We start from the raw sequence: 14,026 nt of genomic DNA on the forward strand, positions 1-14,026 counted from the left end.
GAGGGGCCCTCCCGCGCCTCCGAGATCAAACTCGCTCACCCGTTCGCCGACATCCGGCGCCGCGCCGTCCTGGAACGATCCATTCGGTGGCGGTGAAGACGAGTGCGGGGCCGGTGGTGTCCTTGCTGTCGCGGACGGCGCGGCGCCCGCCGGACAGTCCGGCGACCTCGACGTACTCGCCGCCGTTGCTCGCCGAGCGGGTGGACTTGACCCACGTCGCCTCTGCCGGTTCCCGGTTCACGTCCATCTCTTGGTCGTCTCCTTGATCAGCTTCAGGGACTCGCGCTGGAACAGCGCCTCGACGCGGATCGCCTCGTATCGCAATGCCAGGACGGCGACCTCGTCGGGGCGATCGGTTACCTGGCCCGCACCGGCCGACTCGATGTAGGCCGCGTTGACCACACCCCTGCGCGCGTGCGCGAGGACGAAGCCCCCGCTGACGCCGGTCGTCGTGCGGGCGTCGAGGGGAAGGATCTGGATCGCGATGTCGGGGCGCTCGCCCATCTCGGCGAGGTGGCGGAGCTGCGCCGCCATCACGTCGTCCGCGCCGACGGGGCGGAGCAGGACGCCCTCGTCGATGACCGCCCAGAGCATGGGGCGGTTCGTCCGGTCGAGGATGGCCTGACGCTCTCCTCGGTCCCGATCATCCCGCCTACGGGCGGGTGCGGCTGGCCGTCTCCGGGCTCACCACGAACGCCGTCGAGCACTCCACCTCCGGCCCGGCGGGTGACCTGGTGATGGTCGTCCTGAAGGTGGTCGACGACTTCATGTACGTGGAGGTCACCGACCCCGGCTCCGCGTCGAGCGAGCCGCAGTTGCGGGACTGCCCCTCCCTGGACGCGGAGGACGGGCGAGGGCTGTTCATCGTCGACGAACCATCGGCGGGAAACTGGGGCGTCCGCGACTTCGGGGCGGTCGGCCGTACGGTGTGGTGCGCCATTCCGGCCGCACCCGCAGCTCCCGTGGAAGAGGCCGCCGTTCTCGCCGTACGGCCGGAATAGCGGGTACGGCGTCCCGCGATACGCGTCAATAAGCGGGAAACCAGAATCCCACACTCCACAAATACGGTGTGTATGTCTTGCGGGTTTTCGCTACTCGTCCGTGTAAAGGCAGAACGGGTGTCCGGCGGGGTCGAGGAGGACCCGGACGTCGTCCTGCGGCTGGTGGTCGGCGAGTGTCGCGCCCGTCTCGATCGCGTGGTCGACCGCGCCGTAAAGGTCGTCGACCTCCAGGTCGAGGTGCATCATCATCTGCTGCGAGCCGTCGGCGTTCGGCCAGACCGGGCGTACGTAGTTCTGGGACGTCTGGAAACCCAGGTACGTGACCCCGTCGGCCGGTGCGATCGTGACCCAGCCGGGTTCCTCCTTGGTGATCTTCCAGTCGAGAAGGCGCGCGTAGAACCGCGCGAGTTCCTGTGCGTCGGGTGCGTCGAGTACCACACCCCAGTAGTGAGAGTCCGTTCGTCCGCGCATGGCTGCGTCCTGCCCCGAAAGCCGCTCGGATCACGCGGCGCGTGGACATCACCGAGGTGCTTGTGCGGTTATCGGAGGCGTCAGGCGATATTTCAGAACATATTGTGCTTTCGGGTTGCGGGGCCTTCACGGAGCTCGCAGACTCGTGCCCTGTGATCAACCGGGCGATGGTGACGATGGTGACGATCTGTCTGCTCCTGGGCGGGACCGGTGCCTGCTTGATCCTTGGCGAAACCGGTGCGGCCGAGGTGAGCCCCACCAGGATTCCCGAAGGGTTCCTGCTGACCGAACCCACGGCGAGGGCGCCGCTTCCTCCCGTGGCGGTGGGCGAGGAGTGGTGGAAGATCAGCGACAGTACGTCCCGGCAGTTCGAACTCAACCCCTGTGGCACGAAGGGGAAGTCCCGTGACGGCCGCGTCGCGATGCGAACGATCACGCACCTGACCAGCGGTCCCTCCTACGACAGCGAGCAGCTCGCGCTGTACCCGAGCGCGGGATCCGCCCATGCCGCGTTCCTCAGGCTCAGGACGGACATGAAACGGTGCGCGAGGCAGGAGACCGCCACCCGTCCCGGGCGTGTTCACGTCGGCAGGACTTTGCACGCCGGGGACGAGGCCATGATCGTCGGAAGCCACTTTTCCAGGAAGGGGAAGCGTGATCGTGAACCCAGCTCTCTGTGGGGCGTCGGCCGCCGGGGCGCCGCCCTCTTCCTCTACACCCACGACATCGCCGGCAGAGGAGTGAGCGAGAAGATCGCGGGCCAGGTGAGGAAGATGGCGGAGAAGGTTTGCGCCCTTCGCGGGGTGTGCGGGTAGGACGGTCGTCGCTCTCCTGGACACTGCAGGTATGCATGACGAGAACTCCAGGTCGGGGGATCGCGCCGCCCAGGCGGGGTCCGGCTGTGTGGATCACTCCCGGGCGAGATTCGACTGTGAGAATTACGCCTTTCCCGTACCGGCCCCGTCCAGCGAACGGCCGGTGGCCGACGACCACGGGACGGTGTCGCTGCGGCTGCCGTTCCGGGCTCCGCTGTGTCCCGGCAACCTGTTCGGGCATCTCGCCGCGACCGCCGTGCCCGGGGTGGAGGAGTGGCGCGACGGCGCGTACCGCCGCACGCTGCGCCTGCCGTACGGCCACGGCGTCGTCACCCTGTGGCCGAGGCCCGACCACGTGGGCTGCCGTCTGACCCTCAGCGACCGCCGTGACCTCTCCACCGCGATCAGCCGGTGCCGGAACCTGCTCGACCTCGACGCCGACCCCGCCGTCATCGGAGACGTCCTTCGCGCCGACCCGGCGCTCGCATCGTTCGTGGACGAGCACCCCGGCCGCCGGGTGCCCCGCACCGTCGACGCGTCCGAGCTGGCGGTACGCGCGGTGCTCGGGCAGCAGGTGTCCACCGCGGCCGCCCGCACCCATGCCGCCCGGCTGGTCACCGCGCACGGCGAGCCGATCACGGACCCCGACGGAGGACTCACCCATCTCTTCCCCACCCCGGAGGCGCTGGCCTCGCTGGATCCTACGAGGCTCGCCCTTCCCCGGACGCGCCGCGCGACGCTCACCGGCCTGATCGCCGCCCTGGCGGCCGGTGAGATCGATCTCGGCGCCGGAAGCGACCGGCGCCGAGCCCGGGCGCAGCTCTCGGCGCTTCCCGGACTCGGGCCCTGGACCGTCGAGACCATCGCGATGCGCGCCCTCGGCGACCCCGACGCCTTCATCCCCGCCGACCTCGGGATCCGCGTCGCCGCCCGCAGGCTCGGCCTTCCCGTCACCCCCGCGGCGCTCACCCACCGTGCCGCCGCCTGGCGCCCCTGGCGCGCCTACGCCGTCCAGTATCTCTGGGCCACCGGCGACCACCTTGTCAACCGGCTGCCCGCGGCGTGAAGCCGGCCGGGCTTCAGGTCGTGCGCTCGGTGACGAACACGAACTCGCGACCCGGGCGATCAGGTGCCTCGCGCACGTCCAGTACGCGGTAGCCGCGGGCGACCAGGCTGGACTCCACCTCGTCGCGGCCGCGGAACCGGAGGGTCGAGTCGGAGGTGACCACCGCGCCGTCCGACAGGAACCGGTAGGTGTGGCGGAAGGAGACGAACGGAAGGCTCACGTCGGTGACCTCGAGACGCTGCTCCACCGGTCCGCTTCCCGGGACATCGCGGATGACCTGAGCATCGTCGGCGGCCCATTCCTCCCAGGCCCGGCGTTCGGGACGCCTGGTCTCGAACACGAGGTGGCCACGTGGACGAAGCGCGGCGTGGATGCCCCGGAGGGTCCGTGTCCAGTCGTCGTCGGTGAGGAAGACCTGTGCCACGTTTCCCGTCATCACCGCGAGATCGGCGCCGAGCGCCGGAACCGCCGTGACATCGCCGTGCACCCAGGTGACCTTCGCGGCGTGATCCTTCGACCTCGCCACCTCAAGTGACGCCTCGGCCGGATCGACACCCACGACGGTACGGCCGCTCTCGGCGAGCAGGACGGCCAGGCATCCCGTCCCGCAGCCGACGTCGAGCACACGGCCCGCGCCCAGCTCGTCGGCGATGCCGAGGTAGGCGGTCAGGTCGTCGCGGTCCCCGTCGAAGGCGTCGTAGACGGGTGCGAGACGAGGGTGAGCGAAGATCGCATCAGGCACCCGGCGACCATATCCACGGTCAGGCGCTCCGGCGACGGATTTTCGGCCGCCAGTGGTCGAGAGGCCGCGCGAACAGGCGACGCCTCGCGATCCGGCTCGACCTCGCCCGTGCCGCGGGTGATCGTGCCGCCGGGGTCGCGGAAGACGTGAGCCCGCCCGGCCCGGCCGGCCGCGCAGGGCCTCCGGGCCTCCGGGCCTCCGGGCCTCCGGGTCACCGGGCGTCGAAGGCCGTCCTCGACTCCAGGATGCCGGCGGCGTTGTTCTCCGCCCAGCCTGCCAGGCCGCGGACGACCCCGAGCAGGTCGATCCCGCGGGGGGTCAGCGCGTAGTCGACGCGCGGCGGGGTGGTGTCGTGGACGGTCCGTGTCACCAGGCCGTCTCGCTCCAGCCCTCGCAGCGTCGCGCTGAGCATGCGCTGGGTGATGGGCTCGCTCATCCGGCGCAGCTCGTTGAACCGCCGGGTGCCGTCACCCAGCTGGCAGATGACGACCACCGACCACTTGTCGCCGATCCGGTCGAGCACGTCGCGGATCAGGGCGCGGCCCTGCTCGCACAGGCCGGTGGTGAGGTCGTCCGTCTCGGTGGTCGGATGCGCCATGGCCGACAGTATACGAGAGATACCTGGTTCTGTCCTGGACGGTTCTCCCGGGGATACCTGGGCATGTTGAAGTGCTCTCTTGCCGCCTCCTCCATTCCGATGCAATGGTACGGACAACAGACCTGGTATCTAAAGAGAACTGTCCTGGAGCTGCGGTTATGAAAGTGATTGGGTTTTACGAGTTCGGGGGACCCGACGTTCTGCGGGTCGTCGACCTTCCGGAACCGCACGCCGGGCCCGGTGAGGTCCGGGTGCGGGTGCACGCGGCCGCGGTGAATCCGGCGGACACGCTGCTGCGCGCCGGCGTGCACGCGCAGGCGTTCGCCGGGGTGCCGGCCCCGTACGTCACCGGGATGGACATCGCCGGCGTGATCGACGAGATCGGTCCGGGGACGGAGACCGAGCTGTCCCCGGGGGAGCCGGTGATGGCGATGGTGATGCCGATCGGCCCGGCCGCGGGAGGCTACGCCGAGTACGTGGTGCTGCCGGCCGGCTGGGTCGTCCGCGCACCGGCGGGCATCGATCACGCGGCGGCGGCGACACTGCCGATGAACGGGCTCACCGCGCGGCTGGCACTCGACCAGCTGGCGCTCGCGCCGGGCTCCGTCCTCGCCGTGATCGGGGCCGCCGGGACACTCGGCGGCTACCTGGTCCAGATGGCCGCGCACGCGGGGCTGACCGTGATCGCCGACGCCGCGCCCGCCGACGAGGCCCTGGTCCGCCGCTCCGGCGCGACCGACGTCGTGGCCAGGGGATCCGATGTCGCCGACCACATCCGGGCCCGGTACCCGGACGGCGTGGACGCGGTCGCCGACACGGCGCTGGTCGGGCCGCGGCTCCTCGACGCCGTACGTGACGGCGGCACGTACGCCCGGTTCCGCACCGGCGACGAACCCGGCGGCCACGAGTTCGACGGCGACGGCCCGATCACGGTGCAGACGACGTTCGTCCCCGACTACGCGGGGCGGACGGACAAGCTGGACCAGGTCCGCCGGCTCGCCGAGGCGGGCGTGCTCATCCCGCGCGTCGCGGCGACCCTGCCCGCCGCCGAGGCGGCCGACGCGCACCGGCGGCTCGCGGCCGGCGGTGTCCGCGGCCGGCTCGTGCTCACCTTCTGACCTTCTGACCTCACCGAACCTCACCGACAAAGGAGTAGCCATGCCCGCACGCTTCGCAGAGAAGGTCATCCTGATCACCGGCGCCACCTCCGGCATGGGCCGTGCCGCCGCCGAGCGGATCGCCGCCGAGGGCGCGAAGGTCGTCCTGGCCGCCCGCGGTAAGGAGGCCGGCGACGCGCTGGCGGCCGGCATCCGCGCCGCCGGAGGCGAGGCCACCTTCGTCCCCGCCGACGTGACGGTGGAGGCCGAGGCGGCCGAGCTGGTCCGCCAGGCGGTCCAGCGGTACGGCCGGCTCGACGGCGCGTTCAACAACGTCGGCGCCGCCACCGCGATCGGCCCGGTGACCGGCATCGATGGCGACGCCTGGCAGGCCGACCTGGCGCTCAACCTCAGCAGCGTCTTCTTCGGCCTGAAGCACCAGATCCCCGCCCTGCGGGCCGCCGGCGGCGGCGCGATCGTGAACAACGCCTCCAACCTCGGCGTCGTCGGAGCGGCGGGCATGGCCTCCTACAGCGCCGCCAAGCACGGCGTCGTCGGGCTCACCCGCTCGGCGGCGCTCGATGAGGCCACGGCCGGCGTACGGATCAACGCCCTGGTCACCGGCGGCGTCGACACCCCGCTGCTGCGCGCCAACCTGGGCCCGACACCCGAGGAGTCCCTGCGCGCGGCCGAGGCGATGCACCCGCTCGGGCGGATCGCCCAGCCGGAGGAGATCGCGGCGTTCGCCGCGTTCCTGCTGAGCGACGAGGCCAGGTTCATCACCGGGGCCGCGCTCGCGATCGACGGCGGGATGACCGCCGCCTGACGACGGATCCCGCCGTGGCGGGCACCGGCCGCCGCCGGGGCGCGGGCGGTGCGGGGCCCGCCGGCCACGGCGCCGTCGCCCGACCTTCCCCGACGAGCGATCGACATCTCATCCCCGTGCCCCCGTCACGGACAACCGTTCAGGAGTGCCACATGACCACCGTGGGTAACGACGACGCGCTGCGGCGCCTTCTCGACATCGAAGAGATCAAGCAGCTCAAGGCGCGCTACTTCCGGTTCCATGACACCAAGAAGTGGGACGAATGGGTCAGGCTGTTCACGCCGGAGATCCATCTCGAGATCGACGGGACGGTGCTCCGCGATCCCGCCGAGCTGGCCCGCATCACCAGCGGCTGGAACGGGAACGCGATCGCCGTCCACCGGGGCTTCATGCCCGAGATCGACATCACCGGTCCCGACACCGCCACCGGTATCTGGAGCATGGACGACTATCTCGAATGGCCCGAGAAGGACGGCCTGCCGCAGGGGATGCGGGGCTACGGGCACTACCACGAGGAGTACCGGAAGATCGACGGCAGGTGGCTGATCAGCCGCCTGAGGCTGGACCGCCTGAAGCTCGAGGTCTTCGAGGGCGGCCTGCCTCCCGTGTGAGGGTGATCCCCCGAGCGCCCGATCCCGGGCTCGTCACCGGCCCACCGGCTCATCGGCTCACCGCGGAGGCCAGGGCACGCACCCGCTCGGCGTGCCGGTCGTGGCCGATGACGACCGGCGGCTCGTTGTACGGCATCGCGTCGGAGGAGCGGCGCAGCTTGACGTACTGCCCGCAGGCGTCGACGGCGTAGGGCTCCATGTCGTCCTGGAGCGCGCCGATCACCGTGATCCCGTACGTCTCGCCGATCCGGCGGAACAGCGCCACCGCCTCCCTGCGGTGCTCCTTGCCGAGGTTGCGGCCGAGCTCGTCGAGGACCAGGCACAGGTGCCCGCCGCCCGAGGACGCGATCGCCGCCGCGCAGACCAGCTTCACCGCCTTCTCGTCCATCAGCGCGGTGTTGGCCCGCCGGTTGTACGGCACGAACCCCTGCCCCTCGCCCCTGCGCCACTTGGGCGTCACCCGCCACGCCCAGCGCTGCTCGGGGTCGGCGGGCGCGGGCGGGACGGGGAACTCCAGCGTCGCGCCGTAACCGCCGTAGGAGGTGTCGAGCTTGTCGAACTCCTCGGCCACCCGGGTCAGCCGCGCCCTGATCGCGGCGGTCAGCGCGGACCGGTGCACGGCGGTGGACTGGGCCGCCTCCTCGGCACCCCTGGCGGCGGCCGTCAGGTCGCGCTGCCGGGTGACGATCTGCGTCTCGATCTGGCGGCGCCGGTGCCGCTCGTAGTCCTCCTGACCGCGCAGGTAGGACGCGAGCGCCGAGCACACGCCGGGGAACGTCGCCTGCTCGCGGGCGGTGCGCCCGGCGCCCGGCGCGGTCCGTTCCCTGACCAGGAAGCGAAGCTCCTCGGGCATCTCCTCGTCCTCGCCGGGGAATGTGTCGCGCAGCGCCTCGTCCAGGCGGCGCTCGGCGGCCCGCCACCACTCCTCGGACGTCAGCGGGCGCTCCTGCTCGTCCAGGGCGCCCAGCCATTCGCGGGCTCCGTCGACGGTGCCGCCCCAGTCACCGGCCAGCGTGTCCAGCCCGAGCGCGTCGCGGTCGGCGGTGATCCTCGCCGCCTGCTCCGCGGCCTGGTCGCGGTCGGACTCGTGCCGGGCCCTGCGGCCCTCCAGACGCTCGATCTCCATGTTTCTCGTACGGGCGCGGAAGTCCAGGGCGCTCGCCCGGCGTTCGGCCTCGTCGACCTTCGGCGCGATCCCGGCCAGCGCCCCGGACAGCTCGGTGAGCGCGCTCCGGCGCTCGGCCAGCCGGCGCTCGATGTCGGCCAGCTGCACGGACGCCTTCGCCCCCTCGAGCCTCCTGCCCGCCTCGGCCACGGCGTCCTCCGCGGCCCGTACGACCGCCGCCGCGCTCTCCTGGGTGTCACGCGCCCGGTGCAGGCGCTGCTCGGCCGCCTTGATGCGGGCCTCCCTGCCGGTGACCGCGACCTCGAACGATCCCACGACGGTGACCCCCGCCGCGCTGACCAGCACCGATCCGGGCAGCGCGCCCAGGGCGCGCGCGGCGGCCGCCAGGTCGGCCGCGTCGACGATCACCGCGTGCTCGTGCGGCCACCCGCGAGCTCCCAGCGCGGGGGCGGCCGCACCGTCGCGGCGCGGCGCGGCCTCGTCGTCGCGGGCCTGCTCGGCGACGTCGATCGCGTCGAGCAGGCCGGTCGCCCCGACACCCGCCTCGGCGAGCGCGTTGAGCTGGGCCGCCGCCGGGCCGCCCTCGGCGTCGTCCAGCGCGGCCTTCGCCCCCTCGGCCTCCCGGTCGGCCACGCCCAGCGCCTTCAGCGCCTCGTTCAGCCGCGTCCTGGCCTCGGCCAGCTCGGCACCCGCCGCCGCCACGTCGCGCCCGTCGGCCAGGCGGCGCTGTTCCTCGAGACCGGGAATCCAGCCGCGCAGCTCGTCGACCGAGTTCTCCGCCACCGCCCGGTCGGCGTCCAGCTTCGCCGCGCGTGCCTGCAGGGTGGTCAGCTCCCTGCGAGCCTCGGCCAGCCCGCGCTCCAGGGTGTCGTCCTTGAGCGTGGCGATCTCGGCCCTGACCTCGGCGATCGCCTCCGTGGCACGGTCGCCCGCCGCGCGGACCCGCTCCAGCTCGGCCGCCAGCGCCTCGTCCCGCTGCCCGGCGTCGGCCAGCCTGCGCGCCAGCCGCCCCCGCCAGCAGCGCAGCGCGTCGGCCAGCCGGACCCGGGCCCGGTCACGCCTGTCGAAGGTCTCCAGGAGCGTGCGGGACTCGCCCTCGAACTCCCGGAGCAGCTCCACGGCCCGCGTCGCCCGCACCCGCCTGGCGTGCTCGTCGCGGCGGGCCTCCCGCTCCTGGTCGAGCTCGGAGTCCAGGCCGGTCAGCGCGGCGATCGCCTCGAAGACCCGTTCGGGGGAGATCTCGTTGAGCGGCTGGGAGAGCAGGTTGGTGGCGACCTTGCTCCGTACCGAGGTCGACAGGAACGACACGCACCTGACGCGGTCGCCGTACAGGACCCTGGTCAGGTCGCGCGCCACCACGTCACGGCGTCCCGCCGAGCGGGGCAGCGCCGCCCACAGCTCGTCGGCCCGCGCCACCCGCTCGGCCTCCGAGGCCGCCGCCGCCAGGTGCACCCCCTGGATCCACCTGATCTCCAGATGCGGGGCCTCCTGGTTGACCCGCAGCCACACGGTCACCGCGTCGTCCAGGGAGGCACGGTCCGGGGAGCCGGTGTCCCCGGAGTTCCGGGAAACCGTGCCCGAGGAGCCGCCCGGAGAGACGCCGTCCACGGGGTCGGCGTTCGCGGAATCGGTGTCCGCGGGGCCGGTGGGGACGGGGCCGGTGGAGACGGAGTCCGTGGAGCCGGAGCCGGTGTGCGCGGGGTCGGCCGCCGCGAAGACGCCGACGATGTAGCCGTGGTCGGCGCTGGCCCACGTCCGGCCACCGCCGCCCGCCGCGAGCTCGGCGTTGAACAGCAGCTCCGCGACGGATTTCGCCCCCGAGGCGAAACGCCACTGCTCGTCCCCGAGCAACGCGGTGATCATCGCGATGAACGACGACTTGCCCGCGCCGTTGGAATCCTTCGGCCCCGCGCCCGCGACCACGATCAGCGTGCCCGGCACGGTCGGCACCGGGTGGGTCGAGAGCCGGGAGATGTTGACCGGCTGCACGGCGATCAGCACCCGGTCGCCCACCACGTTCTCGCTCGGGGCGGTGGCGCGGGTCGCCTCCACGGGGACCAGGGTCGCCTGCGTCCCGCCCGGGTCCCCGGCGGTCTCGGAACCCCTGGTCCTCCCGCTCCGGGCACCCTCCGCCCGGACGTTCCCGGTGCGAGCGGCTCCGGCGGCCTCGGCCGGGGAGGCCTTTCCGGCCCCGGCCGTGCCGGTGCGGTTCTCCGTGGCCCCGGCTCGGCTCCCGCGTGAGCTCTTCTCGGCCTGGTTCCGCTGGTCGGTCAACCCCGTCGTTCCTTTCTTCCATCCTGCTTCCGGTGCCTGGAGCGCCGGATCTCCGGCACCCCGCCCCGGGTTCCGCTCATCGTGAGCGACGGCCTCTTCGCGTCCGCCCGGCACCGGGCCCACCGGGGTCTCCGGCGCCCCGCCTTCGCGAGGGGCGGTCTTTCCGGACCCGCTCACCGCCGGTTGGCCCGTACGGCCGCCGCCAGCGGGGTGTGCGGTCCCGCGGCGAGGATCAGCTCCTCCTGCAGGCGGCGCCTGGCCTGCGGGGTCAGCCGGTGGAACTGCGGCCCCGGCACGTAACCCCCGGCCTCCTCGCCCGCCTTCACCTGGGTTACCAGGCCCGCGTGGCGCAGGACGCGCAACGCGGCGTCCAGCTCACCGATCGGCAGCCTGGTGTGCCGCCGAAGCTCGTCGATCTGGGCGGGGAACGGCGAGAGCCAGCTGTCGGCGGGCAGCAGGCCGTCGGCCCGCGGGATCGCCACCGAGTGGATCAGCACGAGCACCAGGACCGCCCGCTCGGACTCACCCAGAGCCGAGCCCGCTCCCGGGGTGGCACCCGTCCCCGGGACCGTTCCCGGCGTCGGGCCCGATCCAGCGCTCGGACCCGGCCCGGCGGGCACACCCCCTCCCGCGAGCGTCTCGGCCGCGTAGCCCGAGGTCCACGCGTCGCGGTCGTGGACGAGGACCCGGCCGCGGCGCTCCAGCATCTCGGCGAGCGCGCGGCGCAGCACCGGGTCGCGCAACGCGGGAAAACGGGCCTCGTGCACCGGCTCGGCCGCGTGCTCCACCGCCATGAAGGCCGCCACGACCTCGGCCCTGCGCCGCTCGTCGAACGGGCCGAGCAGATCCTCGTCCACCTCCTCGGGAACCGTGACACCGGCCCCCGTCTCCACGCCGTCAAGGACGCCCTCGGCGACCGGGAGCACCTCCGGGCCGCCCGGAACCTCCTCGCCGGCGGGCAGCCGGCGCATCAGCTCCCGCAACTGGGCGTGCGACGCGGCGGGCCAGGAGGCGCACCGGGGGCCGAGCCGTACGAGACCGCCGGTGACCTCCAGCCAGGCCGAGTCGTGCAGGCGGCGCAGCGCGCCGACCGCCCAGTTGCGCATGAGGTCGTCGCCGCGCCCGATCAGCGCCCGGTACGCCGACAGCACGTCGTCCACCGTGGCCGCGGTGCCGGGCCAGGGGTCGGCGGACAGGTCCGTCCAGCAACACCGCAGCGCCGCGGCCAGCACCCGCCGGGTCTCCCCGGATCGTTCCACCGCCATCGGCGCGACCTGGTATTCCTCCAGGAGCGACGGGGTCGCCCCGTCGGGCCAGACCGGCAACGCCAGGCCCGTCCCGTCGCCGCGCCCCAGCCGTGCCATCCCGGCGGGAGCCGCCTCTCCGGCTCCGAGCGGGAGGGGACCGCCCGCCCTGGCACGGACGTGCGCCGTCCGGGACGGCTCGGTGCCGGACGCCGGGGCCGTCGCGGCCGGTGTGTGTCGCGGATCAGCCGGCACCGCCGGTCCTTTCGAGGTGGCCGTGGGAGAGCCAGGCGGGCTCGCCGCCGGGGTCGGCGGTGAGCCCGTCGGACCAGCGCAGGCGGTAGGGGGAGTCGGGACGCAGGTCGGCGGAGACGAGGTCGGCCAGCAGCCGGCGGGCGGAGACCCACTCGCCGTCGGCGGTGAGCAGCTCCTCCAGCCGGACGGTGGAGCGCCCGGCGAGCGCGGCCTCGGCCACCGCGGTCAGGTGGTCGAGCCCGTCGGTGCCGGGGTCGTGGGTGCCGGCGGGACCGGGGTCGGGCAGGGCCGAGCGCGGGGGAGTGGGCTGGGCGGGTGCCGGGCGGGGGCTCTCGTCCACGGCTCTGACGATCGCCGCCGGGTCGTGCCAGGGGGCGGGGGCGTCGAAGACGAACCCGTCGAGCACCGCGGCCAGGCGCTCCCTGCTCGCGGTCTGCGCGAAGGTGCGCCAGGTCTCCGCGGGGAGCAGCGTCAGGTTCCTCGTCGTGCCCGCGGAGTCGGCCAGACGCCCGGCGGCGCGGCGCGAGGCGTCGCTGTAGGAGTAGATCGCGGCGCGCAGCTCGGTGCAGGTGCGGTCGAGGTCGGGCCAGCGGGTGAGGATGGTGCCGTGCAGGCTCTGCGCCCGCCGGGCGATCTCCTCGGTGCCCCACAGCTTGGGCGCCTGCTCACGCAGCTCCTCGATGGTGCCGCCGGTCAGGGTGATCAGCTCCAGCGCCCACAGCCGGAAGGCGCGCGACAGGTTCTGCGCGCTGGCGCGGGCCTCCTCCATCGTGGTGCGGGGGTCGGCCACGTTGAGGTCTTCGAGCGCGAGCAGGCGGTGCATCTCCGACTGGCCGCCGTCGTCCATCATCCGGCGGATGAACATCAGCCCCACCACGCTGGTGAACGACGCGCGGTAGCGGAGCTGGTTGGGCTTGGGGAACACCTCGCGGATCGCGCCGAGACCGCGCAGGACCCGGAGCCGGTTCTCGAACCGGTCGAGCGGGTAGGCCCGGCAGACGTGGCGCATCTGTTCGTGGGTCAGCCACTCCTCGCCCGCCTCGGCGAACGCCGCGAACAGCGTCTCGGCGATGTCGACCAGCGTGGGGTCGTCCACCACCGCGCCGCTGTCGCGGGCGAGCGCCGCGAACATGCGGCGGTAGGTCGAGAGCACGGCCTCCTCGGTGAGGGCCGAGTCGAGCGTGATCTCGTGGTTCGTCTCTGGCACGCGCCCTACCGTAAGGCTTGTGCCCGACAATCCTGACCCGGACCGCCGAGAAGTGCCCGTGGCCCGCGACCGGGCCGAGGTGTCACCCGTCAGACTCGGAGCCCTTCGCGGACGATGGCGAGCATGCGGGCGCGCGCATCCGGGTCGAGGGTGTGGCGCTCGCGGTCGAGGCAGCCGGTGAGCAGCGCCTTGACATCGGCGATGTCGGCGTCGGCGCGGACGACGCCCGCTTCCTGGGCGCGCCGGAGCAGCTCTTCCCAGGCTCCCATGACGTCGTAGGCGTCGTCGGCGGCGACGGCCTGGAAGTCGAACCCGGCACCCGCGAGCGCGTCGACGATCCCCTTGTTGGCCGCGCCCTCCTCGACCATGAGGGCGAAGAAGGCGAAGAACGCCTCGCCCGGCTCCTCGCCGTCCGCCAGTTCGCCCGCCGTGCGCACGAGCTGTTCCATGCGGTCCAGCAGGACCGCCGCGAACAGCGACTCCTTGGTGGGGAAGTGGCGGCTGACGGTGCCGGTCCCCACACCTGCCCGCCGCGCGATCTCGTGCACGGGCACCGACAGCCCCTCCTCGGCGAAGGTCCGCGCCGCGACCTGTAGGACCTGTGCCCTGTTGCGCCGGGCGTCGGCACGCAATGGCCTGCTGCTCACTCGGGTGTACTCCAAGATCGATAGACAAACGGGATGGCCGTCCCGT

13 protein-coding genes and 2 pseudogenes are annotated in these 14,026 nt (G+C 73.0%); 6 read left to right on the plus strand and 9 right to left on the minus strand.

The genetic code is table 11. The features are described from left to right. Nucleotides 1-25: 25 nt before the first annotated feature. Nucleotides 26-247 (minus strand): DUF397 domain-containing protein, encoded by a 222-nt coding sequence (locus tag ACTOQ3_RS05095; protein ID WP_440082239.1) that lies wholly within the window; start codon nucleotides 245-247, stop codon nucleotides 26-28. Next, a pseudogene (locus ACTOQ3_RS05100) lies at nucleotides 238-633 on the minus strand (DUF5753 domain-containing protein); the annotation flags it as partial. The pseudogene ACTOQ3_RS05100 and the gene ACTOQ3_RS05095, both read right to left, overlap by 10 nt. 20 nt (nucleotides 634-653) lie before the next feature. Between ACTOQ3_RS05100 and ACTOQ3_RS05105 the strand changes: the two are divergent. Further along, nucleotides 654-1,001, plus strand: a pseudogene (locus ACTOQ3_RS05105) (ATP-binding protein); the annotation flags it as partial. 90 nt (nucleotides 1,002-1,091) lie between these two features. On the opposite strand, the gene ACTOQ3_RS05110 reads toward ACTOQ3_RS05105, so the two are convergent. Then, on the minus strand, nucleotides 1,092-1,472 hold the full coding sequence (locus ACTOQ3_RS05110) for a VOC family protein (protein ID WP_440082240.1): 381 nt from the start codon (nucleotides 1,470-1,472) through the stop codon (nucleotides 1,092-1,094). 41 nt (nucleotides 1,473-1,513) lie between these two features. On the opposite strand from ACTOQ3_RS05110, the gene ACTOQ3_RS05115 reads away from it, so the two are divergent. Both ACTOQ3_RS05115 and ACTOQ3_RS05120 read left to right on the plus strand, forming a co-directional pair. After that, nucleotides 1,514-2,287, plus strand: a complete 774-nt coding sequence (locus tag ACTOQ3_RS05115) for a hypothetical protein (protein WP_440082241.1) — start codon at nucleotides 1,514-1,516, stop codon at nucleotides 2,285-2,287. A gap of 31 nt (nucleotides 2,288-2,318) precedes the next feature. After that, nucleotides 2,319-3,353 carry a DNA-3-methyladenine glycosylase family protein gene (locus ACTOQ3_RS05120; RefSeq protein WP_440082242.1) on the plus strand — a complete coding sequence of 345 codons (1,035 nt, stop codon included), beginning with the start codon at nucleotides 2,319-2,321 and terminating at the stop codon, nucleotides 3,351-3,353. Nucleotides 3,354-3,366: 13 nt separating this feature from the next. Here the strand turns inward: ACTOQ3_RS05120 and ACTOQ3_RS05125 are convergent, their stop codons facing one another. Both ACTOQ3_RS05125 and ACTOQ3_RS05130 read right to left on the minus strand, forming a co-directional pair. Beyond that, entirely contained in the window at nucleotides 3,367-4,095 is a 729-nt protein-coding gene (locus ACTOQ3_RS05125) for a class I SAM-dependent methyltransferase (protein ID WP_440082243.1), read from the minus strand. Between the two features lie 211 nt (nucleotides 4,096-4,306). Then, nucleotides 4,307-4,693: a winged helix-turn-helix transcriptional regulator gene (locus tag ACTOQ3_RS05130; RefSeq protein ID WP_440082244.1), complete on the minus strand. Its 387-nt coding sequence runs from the start codon at nucleotides 4,691-4,693 to the stop codon at nucleotides 4,307-4,309. A gap of 158 nt (nucleotides 4,694-4,851) precedes the next feature. On the opposite strand from ACTOQ3_RS05130, the gene ACTOQ3_RS05135 reads away from it, so the two are divergent. From ACTOQ3_RS05135 to ACTOQ3_RS05145, 3 genes are all read left to right on the plus strand, one after another. Beyond that, the gene (locus ACTOQ3_RS05135; protein WP_440082245.1) at nucleotides 4,852-5,811 is read left to right on the plus strand and encodes an NADP-dependent oxidoreductase; all 960 of its coding nucleotides are present in this window, start codon (nucleotides 4,852-4,854) and stop codon (nucleotides 5,809-5,811) included. A 40-nt stretch (nucleotides 5,812-5,851) separates the two neighbouring features. Continuing rightward, a complete protein-coding gene (locus tag ACTOQ3_RS05140) occupies nucleotides 5,852-6,616 on the plus strand; it encodes an SDR family NAD(P)-dependent oxidoreductase (RefSeq protein WP_440082246.1) in 765 nt (254 codons plus the stop codon). A gap of 152 nt (nucleotides 6,617-6,768) precedes the next feature. Beyond that, nucleotides 6,769-7,227 carry a nuclear transport factor 2 family protein gene (locus ACTOQ3_RS05145; RefSeq protein WP_440082247.1) on the plus strand — a complete coding sequence of 153 codons (459 nt, stop codon included), beginning with the start codon at nucleotides 6,769-6,771 and terminating at the stop codon, nucleotides 7,225-7,227. A gap of 49 nt (nucleotides 7,228-7,276) precedes the next feature. Here the strand turns inward: ACTOQ3_RS05145 and ACTOQ3_RS05150 are convergent, their stop codons facing one another. From ACTOQ3_RS05150 to ACTOQ3_RS05165, 4 genes are all read right to left on the minus strand, one after another. Then, the gene (locus tag ACTOQ3_RS05150; protein ID WP_440082248.1) at nucleotides 7,277-10,627 is read right to left on the minus strand and encodes a chromosome partitioning protein ParA; all 3,351 of its coding nucleotides are present in this window, start codon (nucleotides 10,625-10,627) and stop codon (nucleotides 7,277-7,279) included. 173 nt (nucleotides 10,628-10,800) lie between these two features. Beyond that, a complete protein-coding gene (locus ACTOQ3_RS05155) occupies nucleotides 10,801-12,126 on the minus strand; it encodes a hypothetical protein (protein ID WP_440082249.1) in 1,326 nt (441 codons plus the stop codon). Beyond that, nucleotides 12,116-13,333: a hypothetical protein gene (locus tag ACTOQ3_RS05160; protein WP_440082250.1), complete on the minus strand. Its 1,218-nt coding sequence runs from the start codon at nucleotides 13,331-13,333 to the stop codon at nucleotides 12,116-12,118. Before ACTOQ3_RS05160 ends, ACTOQ3_RS05155 begins: the two co-directional genes overlap by 11 nt. Before the next feature lie 89 nt (nucleotides 13,334-13,422). Next, on the minus strand, nucleotides 13,423-13,980 hold the full coding sequence (locus ACTOQ3_RS05165) for a TetR/AcrR family transcriptional regulator (protein WP_440082251.1): 558 nt from the start codon (nucleotides 13,978-13,980) through the stop codon (nucleotides 13,423-13,425). Nucleotides 13,981-14,026: the final 46 nt, after the last annotated feature.

Source organism: Streptosporangium sp. LJ11, from assembly GCF_051918945.1.
Classification (GTDB): Bacteria; Actinomycetota; Actinomycetes; order Streptosporangiales; family Streptosporangiaceae; genus Streptosporangium.